This window comes from Patulibacter sp. SYSU D01012 (assembly GCF_017916475.1).
Classification (GTDB): domain Bacteria; phylum Actinomycetota; class Thermoleophilia; order Solirubrobacterales; family Solirubrobacteraceae; genus Patulibacter.
The window spans coordinates 454,728-475,410 of the sequence record NZ_JAFMTB010000003.1; the positions used below are offsets into that span (position 1 = coordinate 454,728).

The 20,683-nt window shown below is 76.9% G+C and carries 21 protein-coding genes; 15 read left to right on the plus strand and 6 right to left on the minus strand.

The features are described from left to right. The first annotated feature begins 95 nt into the window (after positions 1–95). The 3 genes from purB to J3P29_RS17945 all read left to right on the plus strand — a co-directional run bounded on the left by purB (position 96) and on the right by J3P29_RS17945 (position 2,881). The gene (purB, locus tag J3P29_RS17935) at positions 96–1,376 is read left to right on the plus strand and encodes an adenylosuccinate lyase (RefSeq protein ID WP_210495624.1); all 1,281 of its coding nucleotides are present in this window, start codon (positions 96–98) and stop codon (positions 1,374–1,376) included. A gap of 95 nt (positions 1,377–1,471) precedes the next feature. Beyond that, positions 1,472–2,155: a VTT domain-containing protein gene (locus tag J3P29_RS17940; protein WP_210495625.1), complete on the plus strand. Its 684-nt coding sequence runs from the start codon at positions 1,472–1,474 to the stop codon at positions 2,153–2,155. Between the two features lie 9 nt (positions 2,156–2,164). After that, on the plus strand, positions 2,165–2,881 hold the full coding sequence (locus tag J3P29_RS17945; protein ID WP_210495627.1) for a hypothetical protein: 717 nt from the start codon (positions 2,165–2,167) through the stop codon (positions 2,879–2,881). On the opposite strand, the gene J3P29_RS17950 is transcribed toward J3P29_RS17945, so the two are convergent. Further along, positions 2,878–3,546, minus strand: a complete 669-nt coding sequence (locus J3P29_RS17950; RefSeq protein ID WP_210495628.1) for a response regulator transcription factor — start codon at positions 3,544–3,546, stop codon at positions 2,878–2,880. The two genes, J3P29_RS17945 and J3P29_RS17950, sit on opposite strands and share 4 nt — an antisense overlap. 155 nt (positions 3,547–3,701) lie before the next feature. On the opposite strand from J3P29_RS17950, the gene J3P29_RS17955 reads away from it, so the two are divergent. The 6 genes from J3P29_RS17955 to J3P29_RS17980 all read left to right on the plus strand — a co-directional run bounded on the left by J3P29_RS17955 (position 3,702) and on the right by J3P29_RS17980 (position 9,571). Continuing rightward, the gene (locus tag J3P29_RS17955; protein ID WP_210495630.1) at positions 3,702–4,019 is read left to right on the plus strand and encodes a PadR family transcriptional regulator; all 318 of its coding nucleotides are present in this window, start codon (positions 3,702–3,704) and stop codon (positions 4,017–4,019) included. Next, positions 4,016–4,810: a hypothetical protein gene (locus J3P29_RS17960; protein WP_210495631.1), complete on the plus strand. Its 795-nt coding sequence runs from the start codon at positions 4,016–4,018 to the stop codon at positions 4,808–4,810. The genes J3P29_RS17955 and J3P29_RS17960 overlap by 4 nt, the downstream gene beginning before the upstream one ends. Positions 4,811–4,905: 95 nt before the next feature. Further along, positions 4,906–5,661 (plus strand): isocitrate lyase/phosphoenolpyruvate mutase family protein, encoded by a 756-nt coding sequence (locus J3P29_RS17965; protein ID WP_349239887.1) that lies wholly within the window; start codon positions 4,906–4,908, stop codon positions 5,659–5,661. Positions 5,662–6,610: 949 nt separating this feature from the next. Continuing rightward, complete coding sequence (locus J3P29_RS17970; protein WP_210495633.1) at positions 6,611–7,285, plus strand: TetR/AcrR family transcriptional regulator; 675 nt, start codon at positions 6,611–6,613, stop codon at positions 7,283–7,285. A 10-nt stretch (positions 7,286–7,295) separates the two neighbouring features. After that, complete coding sequence (locus J3P29_RS17975; RefSeq protein ID WP_210495634.1) at positions 7,296–8,444, plus strand: acyl-CoA dehydrogenase family protein; 1,149 nt, start codon at positions 7,296–7,298, stop codon at positions 8,442–8,444. Positions 8,445–8,455: 11 nt separating this feature from the next. Continuing rightward, positions 8,456–9,571, plus strand: a complete 1,116-nt coding sequence (locus tag J3P29_RS17980; RefSeq protein WP_210495635.1) for an acyl-CoA dehydrogenase family protein — start codon at positions 8,456–8,458, stop codon at positions 9,569–9,571. On the opposite strand, the gene J3P29_RS17985 is transcribed toward J3P29_RS17980, so the two are convergent. The 3 genes from J3P29_RS17985 to J3P29_RS17995 all read right to left on the minus strand — a co-directional run bounded on the left by J3P29_RS17985 (position 9,532) and on the right by J3P29_RS17995 (position 12,714). After that, positions 9,532–10,587 carry a sensor domain-containing diguanylate cyclase gene (locus tag J3P29_RS17985; protein ID WP_210495637.1) on the minus strand — a complete coding sequence of 352 codons (1,056 nt, stop codon included), beginning with the start codon at positions 10,585–10,587 and terminating at the stop codon, positions 9,532–9,534. The two genes, J3P29_RS17980 and J3P29_RS17985, sit on opposite strands and share 40 nt — an antisense overlap. Before the next feature lie 123 nt (positions 10,588–10,710). After that, a complete protein-coding gene (locus J3P29_RS17990; RefSeq protein WP_210495638.1) occupies positions 10,711–11,658 on the minus strand; it encodes a LysR family transcriptional regulator in 948 nt (315 codons plus the stop codon). 93 nt (positions 11,659–11,751) lie between these two features. Further along, the gene (locus tag J3P29_RS17995; protein WP_210495639.1) at positions 11,752–12,714 is read right to left on the minus strand and encodes a LysR family transcriptional regulator; all 963 of its coding nucleotides are present in this window, start codon (positions 12,712–12,714) and stop codon (positions 11,752–11,754) included. Positions 12,715–12,881: 167 nt separating this feature from the next. On the opposite strand from J3P29_RS17995, the gene J3P29_RS18000 reads away from it, so the two are divergent. Continuing rightward, positions 12,882–13,337, plus strand: a complete 456-nt coding sequence (locus J3P29_RS18000) for a hypothetical protein (RefSeq protein WP_210495641.1) — start codon at positions 12,882–12,884, stop codon at positions 13,335–13,337. Between the two features lie 43 nt (positions 13,338–13,380). Then, complete coding sequence (locus J3P29_RS18005) at positions 13,381–14,295, plus strand: phosphoribosylaminoimidazolesuccinocarboxamide synthase (RefSeq protein WP_210495642.1); 915 nt, start codon at positions 13,381–13,383, stop codon at positions 14,293–14,295. Here J3P29_RS18005 and J3P29_RS18010 read toward each other — a convergent pair. Beyond that, the gene (locus J3P29_RS18010) at positions 14,229–15,344 is read right to left on the minus strand and encodes a LysR family transcriptional regulator (protein WP_210495643.1); all 1,116 of its coding nucleotides are present in this window, start codon (positions 15,342–15,344) and stop codon (positions 14,229–14,231) included. The two genes, J3P29_RS18005 and J3P29_RS18010, sit on opposite strands and share 67 nt — an antisense overlap. Before the next feature lie 131 nt (positions 15,345–15,475). Here J3P29_RS18010 and J3P29_RS18015 point away from each other — a divergent pair, with 131 nt between their 5' ends. Further along, positions 15,476–15,703: a hypothetical protein gene (locus tag J3P29_RS18015; protein WP_210495645.1), complete on the plus strand. Its 228-nt coding sequence runs from the start codon at positions 15,476–15,478 to the stop codon at positions 15,701–15,703. A gap of 116 nt (positions 15,704–15,819) precedes the next feature. On the opposite strand, the gene J3P29_RS18020 is transcribed toward J3P29_RS18015, so the two are convergent. Next, positions 15,820–17,049: an MFS transporter gene (locus tag J3P29_RS18020; protein ID WP_210495646.1), complete on the minus strand. Its 1,230-nt coding sequence runs from the start codon at positions 17,047–17,049 to the stop codon at positions 15,820–15,822. A 196-nt stretch (positions 17,050–17,245) separates the two neighbouring features. On the opposite strand from J3P29_RS18020, the gene purS reads away from it, so the two are divergent. The 3 genes from purS (at position 17,246) to purL (ending at position 20,664) form a co-directional block, all read left to right on the plus strand. Then, complete coding sequence (gene purS / locus J3P29_RS18025) at positions 17,246–17,488, plus strand: phosphoribosylformylglycinamidine synthase subunit PurS (RefSeq protein WP_210495647.1); 243 nt, start codon at positions 17,246–17,248, stop codon at positions 17,486–17,488. 88 nt (positions 17,489–17,576) lie between these two features. Next, positions 17,577–18,248: a phosphoribosylformylglycinamidine synthase subunit PurQ gene (gene purQ, locus J3P29_RS18030; protein ID WP_210495649.1), complete on the plus strand. Its 672-nt coding sequence runs from the start codon at positions 17,577–17,579 to the stop codon at positions 18,246–18,248. Then, positions 18,238–20,664 carry a phosphoribosylformylglycinamidine synthase subunit PurL gene (purL, locus tag J3P29_RS18035; RefSeq protein WP_210495650.1) on the plus strand — a complete coding sequence of 809 codons (2,427 nt, stop codon included), beginning with the start codon at positions 18,238–18,240 and terminating at the stop codon, positions 20,662–20,664. Before purQ ends, purL begins: the two co-directional genes overlap by 11 nt. Positions 20,665–20,683 lie beyond the last annotated feature (19 nt).

Here is a 20,683-nt window from a genome sequence, read left to right on the forward strand (position 1 = left end):
GGCCGCGCTCGACGGGACTGGTGACGCCGTAGACGCATGGTGGAGCGGTCACGGCCGGTCGCCGCCCGACGGCCGATCGGGGACAATATCCGGCGATGATCCCGCGCTACACCCGCCCCGAGATCGGTGCCGTCTGGACCGACGACGCGAAGTTCGAGTCCTGGCGGCAGGTCGAGGTCGCCGCCTGCGAGGAGATGGAGGGCCCCACCGAGGAGGACCTCCAGGCCATCCGCGCGGCCACCTTCACCGCCGAGGCGGTCCACGAGCGCGAGAAGGTCACGGACCACGACGTCGCGGCGTTCGTCGACGTCCTCTCCGCCGACGCCGGCCAGGGCGGCCGCTGGATCCACTACGGCCTGACGTCCTCCGACGTGCTCGACACGGCGCTGGCGCTGCAGATCCGCAAGGCCGGCGAGATCATCCTGCGCGGCGCGCGCGAGGTCTCCGAGACGTTGGCCGCGAAGGCGCGCGAGCACGTCCACACCGTCTGCGTCGGCCGCACGCACGGCGTGCACGCCGAGCCGACGACGTTCGGCATCAAGCTCGCCGGCTTCGCGCTCGAGGCCGACCGCAACCACAAGCGCCTGCAGGCCGCGTTCGACCAGGTCGCCGTCGGTGCGCTCTCCGGCGCCGTCGGCACGTACGCCGCCACGTCGCCCGACTTCGAGGCGCGGGTGCTCCGGCGCCTGGGCCTGGCCGCCGAGCCCATGTCGACGCAGGTCATCCCGCGCGACCGCCACGCCGAGCTGCTGCAGGCGATCAGCCTGGCCGGCGCCGGCCTGGAGCGCCTGGCGACCGAGATCCGGCACCTGCAGCGCACCGAGGTGCGCGAGGCGGAGGAGCCGTTCAAGAAGGGCCAGAAGGGCTCCTCGGCGATGCCGCACAAGCGCAACCCGATCACGACGGAGCGCATCACCGGCCTGGCCCGCGTGCTGCGCGGCTACGCCCAGGCGGGCGTCGAGAACGTGGCGCTGTGGCACGAGCGCGACATCTCGCACTCCGGTGCCGAGCGGGTCATCCTGCCCGACGCCACCATCGCGCTGGACTACATGCAGTCGCTCGCGGTGCGCGTCGTCTCGGGGCTCGTCGTGCACGAGGACCGGATGACGGAGAACCTCGACATCACGTCGGGCGCGCTCTACTCGCAGCGCCTGCTCCTGGCGCTGATCGAGGACAAGGAGCTCGTCCGCGACGAGGCGTACCGGACGACGCAGGAGCTCGCCCAGCGCGCGTGGGACACCCGCACGCCGCTGCGCCAGCTCGCCGCCGCCGACGAGCGCTGCGCCGGCCTGGACCTGGACCGCGTCTTCGACCTCTCGCACTACACGCGCTACGCCGACGTCATCGTCGGCCGCCTCGCCGAGCACGGCCTGTAGGCCGCGCGCGACCGGCCCCGGGGCGCATCCCGCCCGGGGCCGGCGTTCACCGCATCGCCACCCCGCGGCGGCTGGGCGGCCCTAGCGTCCGCAGGATGCGCGATCCCCGGCGCTGGACCGCCGCCGCCGTCACCGTCGCGGTGCTCGCCGCCCTCGTCGTCCTGGCGCTCCGCGTGCCCGCCGTGCACGACGCGCTCCGGCACGTGCTCGACGGCGACACGGACGCCCTGCGCACCGAGCTGCGCGAGCAGCCCGTGGTCGGCGCGCTCGTCCTCGTCGTCCTCGTGCAGGTGCACGTCGTCGTGCCGTACCCCGCCGAGATCGCCCTGGCGGCGGCCGGGTTCGTCTACGGGTTCTGGATCGGGGTACCGCTCATGCTCGCCGCGTGGCTCGTCTCGGGGCTGATCGGCTACGCCCTGGGGCTGTGGCTCGGCCGACCCGCCGTGCGGCGCCTGCTCGGCGCGCGGCGGATCGAGCGGACCGAGCTGCTGCTCGAGCGGGCGGGGGCCCTGCCGCTGATCGCGGCGCGGCTCGTGCCGGTCGTGCCGTTCACGATCGCCAGCGTCGTCTCGGGCGTGCTGCGGGTGCCCGTCCTGCGCTTCGCCTGGACGACGGTCGTCGGCTTCCTCCCGCTGACCTGCGCCGTCGTCCTCCTGGGCCACCGGCTCGACGACCTGTCGCCGACCGACCCGGTGCTGTGGGCCGCGGTCGCGGTCCTGCTGGGGCTGCTGCTGGCGGCGCGGCCGGTGATCCGCCGGATCGAGGGGCGCGCCGCGTAGCCTGTGCGCATGGCCGGCGACCCCCTCCTGCCCCTCAGTCCGCGCGAGCTCGCGGCCCTCGGAGCCGCCACGGCGGCTGCGGCGGGACGCTGGCGCCCCGGCGCCGGCGGCCGGCTGCCGAACGTGCCCGAGCAGGTGCTCGTCGCGCTCGTCGGCATCCTGCGCGGCGAGACCGAGGCCGACCGCTCCGCCGGCCACGCCCGCGCGCGGACCCGCAACCGCTCGGCGCTGGCCGGGGCGTTCGGTCCCGCGGGGCTCATCCCCACCGAGGTCGTCGGGATGGTCGAGCAGGCGCGCGCGGGCGTCGCGACCGTCGTGGACCGCCACCCCGACCGCTCGAACGCCGACGTCGCCGCCGACCTGCTGATCGCCTGGGAGCTGCTCGACGACCCCGAGCAGGCGCGGGCGATCGCGAACGGCACGGACGACGGCTCGCTCCTCGACGCGCTCGTGGCTCGCGGCGGCCGCTTCCTGCGGGACAAGATCCCGCAGAAGTGGACGCCGCTCGCCACCCTGCGCCTGTTCTGGCAGATGCGTCAGCTGCCCGGGCTGCGGGAGCGGTTCTCGGCGAAGGGCCTGCGATCGCGCGGCCTGCGGGCGATCCCGGTGCTCGGCGCGGTGCCGGCGGCGTTCGGCGCCCACCGCGAGATGCGGGCCTTCCAGAAGCGCCTGGACGCGCACCTGCGCCGGCCGGTGCCGGCCGGTGCGGCGCCGCACCAGGGCTAGGCGGCGACGCCCGGGCGGGCCCCGGCGGCCAGCAGCGCGGCGGCCAGCTCGTCCGTCCCCGCGGCGACGTCGACCGTCGTCGCCGCTCCGGCCCGGGCGGCGTCGTGCCGGTCCGGCTCGGGCCAGGGCGTGCGCAGCACGATGGCGGCGCGCGGCGCGTCGCGGTGCAGGTGTCGCGCGACGGCCAGCCCGTCCGCCAGGCCCAGGAAGCGGTCGACGAGGACGACGTCCGGCTGCGCCTCCGCGGCCAGGTCGACGCCGAGGACCGGATCCGACGACGCCCCGACGACGACGAAGCGCCCCGTGGCCGCCAACGCGGCGCCCAGCCCGGCGGTCGGGCCCAGGCTGCCCAGCACGAGGAAGACGCGCACCGGCGCGGCGATCGGCGTGGCGGCGGCCGAGCCCGACGGCGTCGAGGCCGGGGGGCCGGGGAGGGTGGTGGCGCCGACGGCGGGAGCGCCGACGGTGGGAGCGGGGGACGGGTCGACGGCGGGCGCGTCGGCGTCCCGGGCGGCCGGCAGGCCCGGGACCGGCGCGGCGGGAGCGGCGGCGGCCGCCCGGCGCGCGAGGCCCTGCTCGTGCCGGCGGGTCAGGACGGCGGTGATGAGCGCGCGCCGACGCGCGCGGGCGGGCTCCGCCGGCGACGAGAAGGGGGACGTGGTCATGGTCGGCGGCCGGCGCGAAGCATGAAGACACCGTACCACTTTCTGCATGCCGTGCAACTTTGCCCGTGGTGCGCGCTTACGGTCACTGTACGCACGGCCATGGCGAAGGGATCCTCCGCTCGACATATATCGTTCGGCGACGTATGCTCCCGGTCGTGACCCGGACCACCTTCTTCGTCCTGGCGAGCCTCGCGGACGGCCGACGGCACGGCTACGGGATCGTGCAGCGGGCCGCCGAGCTGTCGGGCGGCGACGTGCGGCTGGCGACCGGAACGCTCTACGGCGCGCTCGACCGCCTGGCGGGCGCCGGCCTCGTCGTCGCGGACGGGGACGAGGTCGTGGACGGGCGGCTGCGGCGGTACTACCGGCTGACCGACGCCGGCGCCGCGGCGGTGCGCGACGAGGCAGCTCGGCTGCGGCGGGCCGCCGACGTCGTCGCGACGCGTCTGGGGCCGGCGGGGGGCGCGGCGTGATCCCGTGGCGGTACCGCGCGGCCCTGCGCGCGTATCCCGCCGCGTTCCGCCGCGCGCACGGGCGGCTGCTCGTCGGCACGCTCCTCGACGGCGACGATGCCCGCGGCCGTGCCTCCACGCGCGAGGCGGTCGCGCTGCTGGGGCACGGGCTCGCGTTGCGGCTGCGGCCGGCGCACGCCGAACCGGTGCTCGCCCTCCTCGGCCTGCTGCTCGTCGTGGCGGCGGTGCTGCCCGACGGCTGGTGGGCCCACGCGCCGAACGCGGCCATGCCCACGGCGATGCGCACCGACGCCGTGTTCGGGCCGGGCGATCCCGCCCGGCTGCTGCTCGCCCTCTCGGGCCTCGGCGGCGTCGCCGCGTGGCGCCCGGGCGGGGCGGCGGTGCTCGCGCTGGTCCTGCCGTACGCGGCGCGCGCGTCCGCCGAGCTCGGGATGGGCTTCGGCGCTGCCGCGCTCCTGCCGGTGCACGTCGACGAGCTCCCGGCGCTCGCGGCCGCCGCGGTGGGGCTGGCCGCCGGGGCGCTCGTGCTCGGTCGGCTGCTGCGAGCGGCGCGACCGGCGGCGCGGTCGGGGACGGTGGCCGCAGCGGGCCTGATCGCGGCGCTCGTCGGCCTGCGGGCCGTCGTGGCGTCGGTCGCGGCGTCGCTCGACTCGAGCGCCGCCGAGATCCCGGTCGGCCCGCGTCTGGTCGGCGCCTACGGCGTCGGTGCGGGCCTCTGCGCGGCTGCCGCGCTGCTCGCCGCCCTCGTGCTCGTGCACGTGCGGGCCGGGCGGCGCGCGGCGACGGCGTAGGCCACTTCGGCGCGACCGGCCGTCGACGGCCGCGCGCCGGGCTGGGACGATCGCCGCGGTCCCGCCCGTCATTCCCGATCCCGGAGCACGCCATGGTGTCCGACCGCACGACCGCTCTCGCCCGTCGCCTGAAGGCCCTGCACGAGGAGCGTCCCCTCGTCCTGCCGACCGTGTGGGACGCGTGGTCGGCGCGGCTGGCCGTCGACGCCGGGTTCTCGGCGCTGACCGTGGGCAGCCATCCGCTGGCGGAGGCGCTCGGGTCGGGCGACGGCGAGCAGCTGGCGTTCTCCGAGGTGCTGATCGCGGTCCGCCGGATCGTCGACGCGGTCGACGTTCCCGTGTCCGTCGACCTGGAGTCGGGGTACGGCGTCGAGCCGGTCGAGCTCGTCGGCGGGCTGCTCGAGGCCGGCGGCGTGGGCGTCAACCTGGAGGACACGGTCCACGGCGAGGGCGGTCGTCTGCGCGGGGCGGACGAGCACGCCGCCTTCGTCGGGGCGGTGCGCGCGGCGGCCGACGACCTGGGCGTCCCCCTCGTCGTCAACGGCCGCACCGACCTGTTCCTGCGTGCGGACGACCAGACCGACGCGCTGCTCGACGAGGGCATCGCGCGGCTGCGGGCGCTCGCGGAGGCCGGGGCCGACAGCCTGTACCCCGTCGCCGTCCAGGACGACGAGCGGATCGCCGCGCTCGTCGCGGCGCTGCCGCGGCCGGTCAACATCACCGCCTTCGCCGACCGGGACGACCTGGAGCGGCTGACGCGTCTCGGGGTTGGACGGATCTCGTTCGGCCCGCGGCTGCAGACCGCGCTCGCGGGCCAGGCCACGGAGTGGCTCGGGCGCTGGCGGGCGTGAGGGCCGCTCGTGCGGCGGCGCGGCGCGCGTATGCGGGTCGTGTGGCCGTGCGGGGGTCGACGGGCCGGTCCTGCGCGGCGGGCGGGCCGTCGCGGGCCCGGGCGACGCGGCCCGAGGTGGTGGTGAGGTGGATCGGCGTGCGTTGGTGAGGCGGGTCGGCGTGCGTGGGTGAGGCGGGTCGGCGTGCGTGGGTGAGGCGGGTCGGCGTGCGTGGGTGAGGTGGGTCAGCGTCCGCGGCGAGGCGGATTGGGGCGGCCCGCAGCCGGACCAGGGTCGGGGGGCAGGTCGGGGTACGGAGGCGAGCCGGGAGGTGTGGAGGCGCGCCGGGTGGTGTCGAGGCGTGCCGGGTCGTCCCGGAGGCGGCCGGGTCCCTCGTCACGCGGGACCGGGTCGAGGGCGACGGTGAGGCGGATCGGAGACCGAGGTGAGGCGGATCACGCGGGCGAGGCGGATTGAGGTGGGCATGTCGCATGAATCCGCCTCACCAGCGGTTTCCGCCTCACCTGCATGCCCGGCCCGCCTCACCCGCCCGGCGATCCGCCTCACCCGCCCGGCCCGGCCCGCCTCACCCGCCCGGCGATCCGCCTCACCCGCCGGCCCGGCCCGCCTCACCCGCCCGGCGATCCGCCTCACCCGCCCGGCCCGGCCCGCCTCACCCGCCCGGCGATCCGCCTCACCCGCCCGGCCCGGCCCGCCTCACCCGCCGGCCCGGCCCGCCTCACCCGCCCGGCGATCCGCCTCACCCGCCGGGGCGGACCACGTAACCCGCCGCGCCTCACCCGCACGACGCCGCGCCGACCCGCCCCACCCCGCCCGTGGCCCCACCGCGCACGCTCCCCCCGAGCCGAAACACGGTGTCTCACTTCCCCAGCCCGCCCGTCCCACTCCTCCCGCCGTCCGCGCCGCGTACTTGCCAGGTACGCCCCCGTACCCGTAGGGTACGGCCGGCGTGCCGGCCGACCCCCTCCTCACCGACCACCCCGCCCTCGGCGCGGGCCGCCCCGGCGCCGTCCGGCCGCAGCGCGCGCGCCTGCTCGCGGCCGCCGCCACGGTCGTCGGCGAGCGCGGCTACGCGTCGACGACGGTCGCCGACGTCGTCCGCGCCGCCGGCGTCTCGCGCTCCACGTTCTACGCCGAGTTCGCCGGCAAGGAGGAGCTCTTCGTCGAGGCGTACCGCCACGGCGTCGAGGTGCTCAACGCGCGCGTGGACGAGGCGGTGCGCGCGGCCGACGGGTGGCGGCAGCAGCTGCGCGCGGGCATCGAGGCGTACCTGCGCACGATGGCCGCCGACGCCCGCTTCGCCCGCGCGTACCTGCTCGAGGTGCAGCTGGCCGGCCCCGCCGCGCTGGCCGTCCGCGACGAGGCGCTGCACGCCTTCGCCGCCCGCTACCGCCGCACGTTCGTGCTGGCCGCCCGCGAGCGCGAGACGCTGCACGAGCCACCCGCCGACGCGCTGCGCGTGCTCTGCGCCGGCACGGAGCAGCTGGCCGCCGAGCACGTGCGCGCCGGCCGCGCCGACCGCCTGGCCGAGCTGGCCGACGTCTTCTGCCTGTGCGCCGAGGCGCTCCTGACCGCCCCGGCGCCCGCCGACCCCGACCTTCCCGCCCCGACCCCCGAGCACTGAGGAGAGGACCGTGGACCTGACGTTCACCCCCGAGCAGCTCGCGTTCCGCGACGAGCTGCGCACCTGGCTGCGCGAGCACGGCCCCGCCGGCGCGCTGCCGCCCGAGCCCACCGACGAGGACGAGCAGTGGGCGTGGCGCCGCGCCTGGCAGCGCACCCTGCACGAGGGCCGCTGGGCCGGCGTGCACTGGCCGACCGAGGTCGGCGGCCGCGGCGCCACCCTGTCCGAGACGGCGATCTTCTTCGAGGAGCTCGGCCGCGCCGGCGCGCCGCTGCCGGCCGACGTGCTGGGCATCCTGCTCGCCGGCCCGACGCTGATGGTCTGGGGCGACGACGCCCAGAAGGAGCGGCTGCTGCCCACGATCCTCTCGGCCGACGAGACGTGGTGCCAGGGCTTCTCCGAGCCCGACGCCGGCTCGGACTTCGGCGCCGTGAAGACGCGCGCGGTCAAGGAGGGCGACGAGTGGGTCGTCACGGGCCAGAAGGTCTGGACGTCGGGCGCCCAGTACGCCAAGTGGTGCATGCTCGTCGCGCGCACGGACCAGGACGCGCCGAAGCACAAGGGCCTGACGTACTTCGTGCTCGACATGGAGCAGGAGGGCGTCGACATCCGCCCGCTCGTGCAGATCACGGGCCACCCCGAGTTCAACGAGATCTTCCTCGACGGCGCGCGGATCCCCGACTCGATGGTCGTCGGCGGCGTCGGCAACGGCTGGAAGGTCGCGCTGACGACGCTGATGAACGAGCGCGCCGGCCTGGCGTTCTTCCTGCAGGTGCGCCTGCGCCAGCAGCTCGACCGCCTGGTCGCCGAGGCGCAGGCCACCGGCCGCGCGGACGACCCGCTGATCGCCGACCGTCTAGCCGACCTGCACGTGCGCACCGAGGCGCTGCGCCTGATGGCCTGGAAGGGCCTGACCGCGATCGAGCAGTACGGCCAGCCGGGTCCCGAGGGCTCGCTGACGAAGTGGCTGTGGAGCGAGACGAACCAGCTGCTCGTGCAGCTCGCGGTCGACGTCGTCGGCTCCGAGGCGCTGACGGGCAACGCCGGCTGGGCGTTCGAGCTGTTGCGCGCCCGCGGCAACTCGATCGAGGGCGGCACCACCGAGATCCAGAAGAACATCGTCGCCGAGCGCGTCCTCGGCATGCCCCGCGGCCGCTAGGAGGGACCGGAATGCGATTCGAACTGTCCGAGGACCAGCAGGAGATCCAGGGCGCCGCGCGCGAGCTGCTCGCCGCCCGCTCGACCTTCGCCCGCGTCCGCGAGGTCGCCGAGCGCGAGGAGGCCGCCCCGACCGGCATGCCCGACCTGTCCGCCGTCACCACGACGCGCGAGGACGAGGCGCTCTGGAAGGAGCTCGGCGAGCTCGGCTGGACCGGCATCGCGGTGCCCGAGGAGCACGGTGGCCAGGGGCTCGGCGTCATCGAGCTGGCCGCGATCACCGAGGAGCTCGGCTACGCCGTCGCGCCCGTCCCGTTCCTGGGCAGCGTCGCCGCGGCGCTCGTCGTCCAGCACGAGGGCAGCGAGGAGCAGCGCGAGGACTGGCTGCCGCACCTGGCCGCAGGCGGCCTGCGCGGCGCGGTGACGCTGACGGGCGACCGCGCCCCCGTCCCCGGCGCCGCCGAGGGCGGCCTGACGGTCGTCGCCGACGCGGCGGCGAACGGTCCGGCGGCCCTGTACGGCCCCGGGAGCGGCGTGGTGGAGGAGGTCGACGCGATCGACCCGACGCGCGGGCACGGCCGCGTGGCGATCGACGCGCTCGATCCCGAGGGCGAGCTCGACGGCCGCGGCGAGTGGCTCGGCGGCACGCCGACGGCCACCGGTCCCGGGCTCGACCGCGCCACGATCGTCGTGGCGGCGGAGCTCGTCGGCGTGGCCCAGCGTGCGCTCGACATGACGGTGGCGTACGTGAAGGAGCGCCGCCAGTTCGGCGTCCCGGTCGGCAGCTTCCAGGCCGTGCAGCACGGCGCCGCGCAGATGCTGCGCGACGTGACGATGGCGCGCTCGCTGACCTACCACGCCGCGTGGATGGCGGACGCGGGCGACCCGGCGCAGCTGCCGGTGGCCGCCGCGATGGCGAAGGCCGCGGCGTCCGACGCCGGCCGCGCGGTCACGGCCGCCGCGGTGCAGCTGCACGGCGGCATCGGCTTCACGTGGGAGGCCGACGTCCACTGGCTGCTCAAGCGCGCGCAGGTCGACGCCGCGCTGCTGGGCGGTGGCGGGCACCACCGCCGCCGCGTCGCCGCCGCTCAGGCGGCGGGCGGCTCGGGGTCCGGCTCGGGCGCCTGACGCTCGCCGGCCGTCGCGGCCTGGTCGAGCGGTCCCTCCCCGCCGTCGAGCGCCAGCTCGGCGATCGGGGGCGGGGCCAGCGTCAGGCGCGCCGGCCCCTCGGGCTGGACGGGCGGCAGCGCCCGCTCCAGGCCGGGGACGCGCTGCACCGCGCCGGCGCGGGCGTCGAGCGCCGCGCGGGCCATCACGCCGCGGGCGTGCTCGCCGGGCTCGGCGAAGGCCGTGCCGACCGTGGCGCCCGCGCGGCCGCCGGCCGCCAGCTTGGCGCGCAGCCCGGCCTCGAGGGCCAGCGCAGACCGCTCCAGCGCCTCGGGGCCCGCGCCGGGCAGCACGACCGCGAACTGGTCCAGGCCGTAGCGGCCGGCGGTGGCGGGCGGCGAGAAGAGCTGGTCGAGGACCAGGGACGTCTCGCGCAGCACGTCGTCCGTCAGCGGGCCGGGCGGCAACGGGTCGGTGGGGGCGGGGCCGTGCAGGCGCACCGCGATGACGCCGGCGCGCTCGACGGTCAGCGCCTCGGCCAGGCGCGCCTGCAGCAGGCGGCGGTTGGCCAGGCCGGTCAGGTCGTCGTGGCTGGCGGCGTGCTCGAGCGCGCGCTCGGCCAGCCGGCGCTGCGTGATGTCGACGTGGACGATGAGCGCGCCGACGCCCTCGACGGGCAGCGGGGACGCGCGCATGTCGAACCAGCGCAGCTCGTCCGGCGCGTGGCAGGGGTACTCGCAGCGGAACTGCTCCACCTCGCCGTCGAGCACCTGCCGCAGACCGTCCGCGACGCGCTGGGCGTCGGCGTCGTCCGCGATGTCGGTCGCGGCCAGGTAGTCCATGCCCACCCAGGGGCCGCCGGCCCAGCCGTTCGCGGCGGCGAACGCCTCCCAGGCCTGGTTGACGTGCAGCAGCCTCCCCTGCGGGTCGAGGAGCGTGACGTGGTCCTCCATCGCGTCGAGGGCGGCGCGGAGCACCTCGATCGGCGCGGTGGCCGGGACGCCGTCGGCGTCACCGGACTCGGGGGTGCGGGACATGGCGGGGTACGAGCGGGGAAGGGGCAGGAACAGGCGCGACAGCTGCGGCCGGGGGACCGCGCGCGCCTACCCGCTCTCTGTCTCAGTATGCACGCCCGGGCGTCTCGGGTCGCCTTTCGGCCGTCAACTCGGCTCACGCCGTTCGTCGGCGGCCGACGCGATCTCGGTCTGCAGCCACCGCCACAGCCGCCGCGCCGGGTCGCTCTGGGCGGCCGGCACGGCCGTCCGCACCCGCCGCCGGACCGCCCGCAGCTCGCGCCGCAGGTCGGCGCCCTGCACCCGGACGGCCGCGAGCGTCCCCGCCTCGACCTCGCGCGCGACGGCCAGCGGCGAGAGCAGCGAGAAGCCGTCGCCGCCGGCCACGGAGCGCTTGACCGTCTCCAGGCTCTGCGCCTCGAGCGCCGGGCGCAGGCTCACGCCGACCGCGGCGAGCGCCTCCTCGGCGACGGTCCGGGTGCCGGACGCCGGCTCGCGCGTCAGGTACGGCTCGCCCGGCAGGTCGCGGACGGGGACCGCCGTCCGGCCGGCCCAGCGGTGTGCCGCGCCCACGACGACGACGAGCTCGTCCCGGCCGACGACGAGCGTCTCCAGGCCGGTCGCCTCGCGGCCGTGCTCGACGAACCCCAGGTCGGCCTCGCCCTCGCGCACCGCCTCGAGCACCGCGGGCGAGTTGGCGATCCGCATCGTCGCGTGCGGCGCGCCGCCGGCCCGGCGATGGGCGGCCAGCCAGTCCGGCACCAGGTACTCGCCGACGGTGTGGCTGGCGGTGATCCGCAGCGTGTCGTGCCGTGCCGCGCGCTCGGCCCGCACCAGGTCCGCGGCGGTGCGCAGCGTGTCGAGCGCGCGCCGCGCCTCGGGGTACAGCACGCCGCCCGCCGCGGTCGGGCGCACCCCGTAGCGGCCGCGCTCCAGCAGCACGTTGCCCAGCTGCGCCTCCAGGCGGGCGATCCGCTTCGTCACCGCGGACTGGGTCAGGTCGAGCGCGTCGGCGGCGCCGCCCATCGTCCCGCTCTCGATCGCGGCGACGAACGCCTCCAGGTCGTGCGTCGAGGGCAGGATCGACCGCTCCATCCCCGCAGCATATGCCGGGCGGGAATGGTCGCCGCGTCCGCCGGCCGGCAGCGCTGCCGCGCGCGCCGGCCGGGCCGGCGGCGGCGTCGGGGCTCAGCGGGCGGCGACCTCGGGGCGGGGGCCCGACATGCCGGGCAGCGGCATCCCGGGCAACGCGGCGGGCACGAAGGCCGCGGCCGCCTCGGCGAGTGCGGCGATCATCGCGTCGTTCATCGCCGACCCGGTCGGCGTGTCGAGCGTCATCGCCACGATGCGGCGGACCGGCCGGACGTCGAGGGGCCGCACGACGACGTCGGCGCGCTTCGACGTCAGGGCGAGCTCGGGGATCATCGCCACGGCCAGGCCGGCCGACACGAGGCCGAGCGACGCGCCGTAGTCGTCCACCACGTAGGCGCGATCGGGCGTGAAGCCCTCGCGCTCGCAGGCCAGCATCACGACCTCGCAGTCCGGGCAGGTGCGCGGCGAGCCCAGGATCAGGCGCTCGCCGGACAGCGCGGCCACCGGGACCTCGTCCAGGTCGGCGAGGGGGTGGTCGGGCGGCAGCGCGCACAGGAACGGGTCGTCCACGAGCGAGACGGCCCGGAGGCCGGCCGGCGGGCCGGGCTCCAGGCCGAGCGAGGAGACCGCGACGTCGACGCCGCCCTGGCGCAGCAGCTCCTGCGCCGGACCCGGCTCGACCAGGTCGAACGCCACCTGCACCGCGGGGTGGCGCTCGCCGAACGCGCGCAGCCCGGCGGGGACGAACGACCCGACGGTGCTCGGGAACGCCGACACGCGCACCCGGCCGCCGCGCAGGGCGGCGATGGCGGCCATCTCGGCCTGCGCCTCGTCCACGCGCCGCAGGATGTCCTCGGCGTGGCGCAGCAGCGCCTCGCCCGCCGCGGTCAGGCGGGCGCCGCGTGGGGTGCGCTCCAGCAGCGCCTGGCCCGTCTGCCGCTCGAGCATCGCCAGCTGCCGCGAGACCGCGGGCTGGGTGTAGTCCAGGGCGTCGGCCGCCGCCGAGATCGAGCCGCGCCGCGCGACCTCGCGCAGGACCCGGAGGTGCAGGAGTTCCATCGTGCCTCCGAGGCTAGGGCGTCCCGGCCGGGTCGTCCATGACGGCTGCGCATGGCGGCCATGCACGGCGCGGGGGCACGCCTCGGCGCATGGGCTCCATGCGCAGGTGCGATGGAGAATCGCGGCCGCGACGCGCAGGGTGTGGAGACCCGACCACGAGGACCACCATGAGCCCCCAGACCAGCCCCGCCCTCGACGCCTTCCTCCGCGGCGTCGACCGCCATTCCGACCTTCGCGCCACCCTGCTCGGCGCCCGCGCCGACGGCCCCGACGACGCCGGCGCCGGCCGGCCCGAGCTGCGCCCCGCCCACCCCGACGACGCCCTCGTCCTGGCGGGGATCGCGCGGCGCGACCCCGGCGCCCGCATGCCGGCGGAGCCCGTCCTGGTCGCCGTCGTCGCCGGCACGCCGATCGCCGCCATCGGCCTGGGCGACCGTCGCGTCATCGCCGATCCCGACTGGCCGACCATGCGGGCCGTCGACGCGCTGCAGGCCGCCGCGGCCCGCTGGTCGCCGTGGCCGGGCCGGCTGGCCCGCCTGCGCGCCGCGCTCGCCCGCGTGCGCGGCCACCGACCGGCGGCCGTCGCCTGCCCCGCCGACGCCCCGGCGGCCGCGGAGCGCTGAGTGCGCCGCGGCCCGGCGCGGGCGGGGCGATACCCTGCCGCGCGTGAGCAGCCTGGACGGCCTTCCCCTGATCGCGCGCGGCAAGGTCCGCGACCTCTACGCCGTAGGGGACGACCGCCTGCTGCTCGTGGCGAGCGACCGCGTGTCGACGTACGACGTCGTCCACCCCAACCCGATCCCGGGCAAGGGCGCCGTGCTGACCGGCGTCTCCGCCTTCTGGTTCGCGCAGACCGCCGACCTCGTGCCGAACCACGTGGTCTCCTACACGGACGGCGTGCCGGACGAGGTGCGCGGCCGCGCCGTCCTGGTGCGGCGCCTGCGGATGCTGCCCATCGAGGCGGTCGTGCGCGGCCACATCACCGGCGGCGGGTGGAAGGACTACCAGGCGACCGGCAGCGTCTCGGGCATCGAGCTGCCGGCCGGCCTGCGCGAGAGCCAGGAGCTGCCCGTCCCGATCTTCACCCCGTCGACGAAGGCGGAGGAGGGGCACGACGAGGCGATCGACTTCGCCCGCGCGGCCGAGCTGCTGGCGCCCTTCGCGTCCGACGGCGACGGCGACGCGCTGGCCACCCGGGTGCGCGAGGCGGCCGTCGCGCTGTACCGCCACGCCCACGAGCACGCGCGCGCCCGCGGGGTGATCCTGGCGGACACGAAGTTCGAGTTCGGCCTGGATCCCGAGTCCGGCGCGCTCGTCCTGGGCGACGAGGCGCTGACGCCGGACTCGTCCCGCTACTGGCCGGCGGACGCGTTCGAGGTCGGCACGACGCCCCCGTCGTTCGACAAGCAGTACGTGCGCGACTGGGCGGTCTCGTCCGGGTGGGACAAGACGCCGCCGGCGCCCGCGATCCCGGACGACGTCGTCGCGGGCACGCGCGAGCGCTACCTCGAGGCCTACGAGCGGATCACGGGCGAGCCGCTCAGCGCCTGGCTCGAGCGGACCGGGGCGCCGGCGGCCTGACCGCGCGGGGCCGCCGGCCCGGCGGCCGCGGCCGGGCGCTCCCGGGCCGCGCGGGCCGCCTCGCGCGGCGGCGCGTCGCCCGTCGCAGGCGTGGGCGCGTCGTCGCGGTCGGCGGTCGCCGTCCGGCCCGCACGGGCTCGCGCGCGGTCCGCGGCCGGGCTGCACCACGCGTCGGCGGCCGCCCGCAGCGCGTCGAGCAGCGCCTCGCGCTCCGGACGGGCGGGGCCGTGGCGGGGCAGGAGCGCGACCACCTCGCGCACGAGCGGCGTGGCGAAGGGCCGCAGCACCACGTCGTCGCGCACCCACCCCAGGCCCATCTCGGGCAGCGTCGCGACGCCCACGCCGGCGGCGACGAGTCCCTGGGTGATCGCCATGTCGTCCACGCGGGCGACGGCGTGCGGGGAGAAGCCGGCGGCGGCGCACGCGCCGAGGACGAGCTCGCGGTCGGCGCAGAGCGTGCTGGCGGAGAGGATCATCGGCTCGCCCCGGAGCGCCGCCACCGGCACGGCCGCGACGTCCGCGAGCGGATGGCCCTGCGGCAGGACGCACCACAGCGGGTCGCGGCGGAGCGGGACGACGCGGGCGTCGGGGAAGCGCTGGCTCGACGCGTTCGTCAGCGCCACGTCCAGGCGGTCGTCGCGCAGCGCGACGTCGGTGACCGGCGCGTCGCCGACGCGCACCTCCACGTCCAGGTCGGGCCGCGCCCGGCGCAGCGCCTGGACCGCGGCGGGCACGAACGACGTGATCGTCGTCTGGAACCCGTGCAGGCGCAGCGGCGCGTGCGCGTCGTCGTGCAGCCGCTCCAGGTCGGCGCGGGCACCCTCCAGCTCGCCCAGGACGGCCTCCGCGCGGCGCAGCAGCACCTCGCCGGCCGGCGTCATCGCGGTGCCGCGCGCGCCGCGGCGGACGAGCTCGTGCCCCGCGGCCCGCTCGAGCGCCGCGAGCTGCCGCGAGACGGCGGGCTGCGTGTAGCCGAGCGCCTCCGCGGCGGCGGAGATCGAGCCGCGCCACGCCACCTCGCGCAGCACCCGGAGACCGAGGACGTCCATCGCCCTGATCACGCTACCCGCCCGGCTCCGCGGCCACCCATGCGCGGGCGGCATGGCGATGCGGGATCCCGCTGGAGACCGCGGCGCGGCGCTGCCACGGTGGGGTCGTCCCCCCGAGGAGGAGCCTCTCCATGTCGTCCCCCGACCCCGCCGTCACCGTCCGCCCCGCCACCGCCATGGACCACCTGGAGCTGCGGGCGCTCGCCCGCCGCGTCGGCGACGAGGTGCCCGCGTCGCCCGTGGTCGTCGCCGCCGACCACGAGCGCGTGGTCGGCGGACGCAGCGCGCGGACCGGGGTCACGATCCTGGCCCCGGACGCGACGCCCGGCGCCCGCCGCGCGCTGCGTCGCGGCTGCTGAGGCCCGGAGACGCCGGCGCGGGGGCCGGCAGCGGCCGGACACGAACCCACCGTCGCGGCGGCGCGGCGTGACCTGCCCCGCACCCTGGATCCCCGACCCGGGGCGGGCCGGCCCGCTCAGTCCGCGGACGCGGCGGTGGACGCGCCGGGCATCCGCTGCGGACCCGCGGTGCGGGCGAAGAGCAGGGCCAGCGCCACGCCGACGACGCCGAGCGCCGCGCCGACCCAGCCGAGCGACGCGTAGCCCAGGCCCGCGTCGATCGCCAGGCCGCCGAGCGCCGGGCCGAGCGCGTTGCCCAGGTTGAACGCCGCCTGGGCGGCGGCCGACGTCAGGGTCGGGGCCTCGGCGGCGACGTCCATCGTCATCGCCTGCATCGGCGTCGCGGCCGTGAACGAGACCGCGCCGAGCAGGAAGACGAGCGCGATCGCGACCACGGGCGTCGACGCGCCGACGACGAAGAGCAGCAGCACGACCACCATGCCGACGAGCAGCACGGGCACCACGCGCGTCAGGTCCCGGCCGCGCGAGACGCGGTCCACGAGCCGCGTGCCGACCGCCATCCCCAGGCCCAGCACGGCGAGGACGGGCAGGACCGCCGTCGTCGACAGCCCCGCCTCGTCGGTCATCAGCGGCTTGATGTAGCCGACGATCGTGAACAGGCCGCCGAAGCCGAACACGATGACCGTCAGCGCCAGCCACACGCGCGGGCGGCGGAACGCGGCGACCTCGCTGCGCAGCGACTGCCCCGGCGGCATCGGCGGGATCAGGCGGACGATGGCGGCCAGGCTGACGAGACCGAGCAGCGCGATCACCCAGAAGGACGCGCGCCACCCGAGCTGCTGGCCGAGCAGCGTGCCGAGCGGCACGCCGATCACGTTCGACAGCGCCAGGCCGGTGAACATCGACGCGACGGCCTTGTGCCGCTGGCGCGGCGGGACGAGCTGCCCGGCGACGACGGCCGCGACGCCGAAGAACGCCCCGTGCGGCAGCGCGGACAGCACGCGGCTGAGCAGCAGCAGCGGGTACGACGGCGCGACCGCGGAGAGCACGTTGCCGACGGTGAAGACCGCCATGAGCGCCAGCAGCATCCGGTGCCGCGGGAAGCGGGTGCCCGCGGCGGTCATGAGCGGCGCGCCGATCACGACGCCGAGCGCGTAGCCCGAGACGAGCAGGCCCGCGGTCGGGATCGAGACCTCCAGGTCGTCGGCGACCTCGGGCAGCAGGCCGATGATCGTGAACTCCGTCGACCCGATCGCGAACGCCGCGATCGCGAGCGCCAGGATGGCGATCGGCATGCGGCCCGGGCGCGCGGAGGGGTCGGCCGTCGGGGCGGAGGAGGCGGTCATGGGCGAGGAGGGCCCGGCGGAGGGGACGCCGGACGCTCCTTGCATCGTGCCACCGACCCCCGCGGACCTGGGTGCGTCCGGTCACCCGCACGCCCCGGACGGGGGAGCCGCATCCCCTGCCGGTACCCTCCGTGTGTCGTCGCGCCGCCCGCGCTCCGGGCGCCGCCCCGCCGTACAACCTCGCGAGTCCCGCACGATGCCCCACGTCCGCATCCTCATCCGGCCCAAGGCCGGCATCCTCGATCCCCAGGGCACCGCCGTCGAGCAGGCCCTGCCGCAGCTCGGCTTCGCCGGCGCCAGCGACGTGCGGATCGGCCGCCTCGTCGAGCTCGACGTCGCCGACACGAGCGAGGTCGAGGCCATGTGCCAGAAGCTCCTCGTCAACCCGCTCGTCGAGGACTACGAGGTCCAGGTCGACGGCGTGGCCGTCGAGGCGTAGGCATGGCCATCCGCATCGGGGCGCCCCAGTGGGGTGGGTGGGTCCTCGTCTCCGAGGACCCCGGAACGGCACGGACGGAGGTCGGGCGATGAGGATCGGGGTGCCGCAGTTCCCGGGCTCCTGCGACGAGGTCGACGCGCTGCTCGCCGCCGGCAAGGTCGGCGATGCCGAGCTGCTCTGGCACCGCGACCGCGACCTGAAGGGCGTCGACGCCGTCGTCGTCCCCGGCGGGTTCTCCTACGGCGACTACCTGCGCGCCGGCGCGATCGCGGGCCTGAGCCCCGTGATGGACGCCGTCGCCGACTTCGCCCGCGAGGGCGGCCCCGTCCTGGGGATCTGCAACGGCTTCCAGGTGCTGTGCGCCGCCGGCCTGCTGCCGGGCGCGCTGCTGCAGAACCAGAACCGCCGCTTCGTCTGTCGCCAGGTCGAGCTCGTCGTCGAGACGACCGCGACGCCGTGGACCGCCGCCGCCGAGCGGGGCCAGCTCCTCTCGATCCCCGCCAAGCACCAGTCCGGCCGCTGGTACGCGCCCGACGAGCTGCTCGCCGAGGTCAAGGAGAACGACCAGATCGTCTTCCGGTACGCCGCGGGCGGCAACTTCAACGGGTCGCTCGAGGACGTCGCCGGCGTCTGCAACGCGGGCCGCAACGTCGTCGGCCTGATGCCGCACCCCGAGCACGCGGTCGACCCGCTGACGGGCTCGGCCGACGGCCTCGTCCTCTTCCGCTCCGTCCTGGAGGGCGCCGCGCATGCTGCCTGACCCCACCGCCGCCCCGTCCCTGCCGACCGCCCGCGAGGTCGCCCCCGACGCGACGCCCGTCGGCGACGCCCCCGGCCTGGAGCAGGCGAAGGCCCTCGGCCTGACGGCGAGCGAGTACGACCTGGTCGTGCAGAAGCTCGGCCGCGAGCCGGTGCAGGTCGAGCTGGCGATGTTCTCGCTCATGTGGAGCGAGCACTGCTCGTACAAGCACTCGAAGAAGCTGCTCGGCACGCTGCCGACCGAGGGCCCCGCGGTCGTCCTCGGGCCGGGCGAGAACGCCGGCGCGGTCGACGTCGGCGACGGCTGGACGCTCGCGTTCAAGGTCGAGTCGCACAACCATCCCTCGGCGGTCGAGCCGTTCCAGGGCGCCGCGACCGGCGTCGGCGGCATCCTGCGCGACATCTTCGCGCTCGGCGCCCGCCCGATCGCGGTGCTCGACGCGCTGCGCTTCGGCGAGGTCGAGGACACGAACGAGGACGGCACGCCGACCGCCGGCGCCGCCCGCTCGCGCTTCCTGCTCGACGGCGCCGTCCGCGGCATCGGCCACTACGGCAACTCGATCGGCGTGCCGAACATCGGCGGCGACGTCTACTTCGAGGGCCCGTACGAGACGAACTGCCTCGTCAACGCGATGGCGCTGGGCCTGGCGCGCGAGGAGCGCGTCATCCGCTCCGCCGCGACCGGCGTCGGCAACGTCGTCGTGCTCTTCGGCGCCGCGACCGGCGCGGATGGCATCGGCGGCGCGTCCGTCCTGGCGTCCGCCGAGCTGGGTGAGGACGACGCCGACAAGCGCCCGACGGTGCAGGTCGGCGACCCGTTCGAGGAGTCCAAGCTCGTCGAGTGCTCGCTCGAGCTGCTGGACCGCGACCTGCTCGTCTCGCTGCAGGACCTGGGCGCCGCGGGCCTGACGTCCGCCGCGTCCGAGATGGCCAGCAAGGGCGAGGTCGGCCTGGACCTGGACGTCGCGCTCGTCCCGCGCCGCATGGCCGGGCTGGAGCCGTTCGAGGTCATGGTCTCGGAGTCGCAGGAGCGCATGCTCTGCGTCGTCACGCCCGACAAGGTCGACGAGGTCATCGCCGTCACCGACAAGTGGGACGTGCACGGCACCGCGATCGGCGTCGTGACCGACTCGGGCCGCTTCCGCGTGTGGGACGGCGAGCAGCTCGTCGGCGACATGCCGGTGCCCGCGCTCGTCGACGACTGCCCGCTCTACGACATCCACCCCGAGAAGCCGGCCGAGGGGATCTACCCCGCGCCGCCGCGCCGGATCGCGGACGGGACGCCCGCCACGGAGGCGCTGCTCGCGCTGCTGGGCTCGGCCAACCTGTCCGACCGCCGCCCGCTCTTCGAGCAGTACGACTCCATCGTCCAGTCGCGCACGGTCCGCCGGCCCGGCCAGACGGACGCCGCGGTCCTGCAGATCCCCGGCCCCGCCGGCTCGATCGGCGCCACCGGCGTCGCGGGCTCGCCGGCCACGGGCGACGACGCGACGAGCAGCGCCACCGCGGCGTCGCGCGCCGGCCTGCGCGACGGCGGCACCCGCGTCGACGGTCCGATCGGCGGCGTCGGCGTGGCGATCGACGGCTCCGGCCGCCGCGTCGCCGCCGACCCGTACACGGGCACGGTGTGGAACGTCCTGGAGTGCGCCGCCAACCTGGCGTGCGTCGGGGCCGAGCCGCTCGGGCTGACGAACAACCTGAACTTCGGCAACCCCGAGAAGCCGCACATCGCGTGGCAGCTGACCGAGGCCGTGCGCGGCCTGGGCGACGCCTGCCGCGCGACCGGCGCCCCCGTCGTCGGCGGCAACGTCTCGCTCTACAACGAGGGCACGACCGGGCCGATCTACCCGACGCCGGTCGTCGGCATGGTCGGCAAGGTGCCGGACGTGACGACCGCGGCGTCGCTCGGCTTCGGCGCCGACGGCGACGTCGTCGCGCTCGTCGGCCGGTTCGCGCCGCAGCTGGAGCTGTCCGAGCTGGCGAAGCTCGAGGGCCGCGCGCTGCCCGACGGCCTGCCCGCCTGGGACCTGGCCGCGACCGCCGAGGGCATCGCCGCCGTGCGCGAGGCCGTCCGCGAGGGCGTGCTGAGCAGCTGCCACGACGTCGCCGAGGGCGGTCTGGCCACGGCCGTCGCCGAGTCGGCCCTCGCCGGCGGCATCGGCGCGACGCTCGAGCTGCAGCCCTTCGCGCCCGGCGACGAGGACGGCCGCGTGTCGCTCTTCGGCGAGGCGCCCGGCGGCTTCGTCGTCTCGGGCCCCCGCGACGTCGTCGAGCGCCTGGGCGCGCGTCTGCCGCTGACGGTGCTCGGCACGGTCGGCGGCTCCCGCGTGACCGTCACGTGCGGCACCCAGCGCGTCGATGCGGCGCTCGAGGACCTGTCCGCGGCGCACGGCGCGCTCGCGGCGCTCTTCGCCTAGCCCGCGCCCGGCCCGCCCG

Coding starts and splice junctions, on each gene's coding strand:
- J3P29_RS18000 (WP_210495641.1), top strand. CDS start 12,882: ATGAGCCCCCAGACCAGCCCCGCCCTCGACGCCTTCCTCCGCGGCGTC.
- J3P29_RS18015 (WP_210495645.1), top strand. CDS start 15,476: ATGTCGTCCCCCGACCCCGCCGTCACCGTCCGCCCCGCCACCGCCATG.
- J3P29_RS17985 (WP_210495637.1), bottom strand. CDS start 10,587: ATGTCCCGCACCCCCGAGTCCGGTGACGCCGACGGCGTCCCGGCCACC.
- purL (WP_210495650.1), top strand. CDS start 18,238: ATGCTGCCTGACCCCACCGCCGCCCCGTCCCTGCCGACCGCCCGCGAG.
- J3P29_RS18020 (WP_210495646.1), bottom strand. CDS start 17,049: ATGACCGCCTCCTCCGCCCCGACGGCCGACCCCTCCGCGCGCCCGGGC.
- J3P29_RS17980 (WP_210495635.1), top strand. CDS start 8,456: ATGCGATTCGAACTGTCCGAGGACCAGCAGGAGATCCAGGGCGCCGCG.
- J3P29_RS18010 (WP_210495643.1), bottom strand. CDS start 15,344: ATGGACGTCCTCGGTCTCCGGGTGCTGCGCGAGGTGGCGTGGCGCGGC.
- purQ (WP_210495649.1), top strand. CDS start 17,577: ATGAGGATCGGGGTGCCGCAGTTCCCGGGCTCCTGCGACGAGGTCGAC.
- purS (WP_210495647.1), top strand. CDS start 17,246: ATGCCCCACGTCCGCATCCTCATCCGGCCCAAGGCCGGCATCCTCGAT.
- purB (WP_210495624.1), top strand. CDS start 96: ATGATCCCGCGCTACACCCGCCCCGAGATCGGTGCCGTCTGGACCGAC.
- J3P29_RS17990 (WP_210495638.1), bottom strand. CDS start 11,658: ATGGAGCGGTCGATCCTGCCCTCGACGCACGACCTGGAGGCGTTCGTC.
- J3P29_RS17995 (WP_210495639.1), bottom strand. CDS start 12,714: ATGGAACTCCTGCACCTCCGGGTCCTGCGCGAGGTCGCGCGGCGCGGC.
- J3P29_RS17940 (WP_210495625.1), top strand. CDS start 1,472: ATGCGCGATCCCCGGCGCTGGACCGCCGCCGCCGTCACCGTCGCGGTG.
- J3P29_RS17950 (WP_210495628.1), bottom strand. CDS start 3,546: ATGACCACGTCCCCCTTCTCGTCGCCGGCGGAGCCCGCCCGCGCGCGT.
- J3P29_RS17945 (WP_210495627.1), top strand. CDS start 2,165: ATGGCCGGCGACCCCCTCCTGCCCCTCAGTCCGCGCGAGCTCGCGGCC.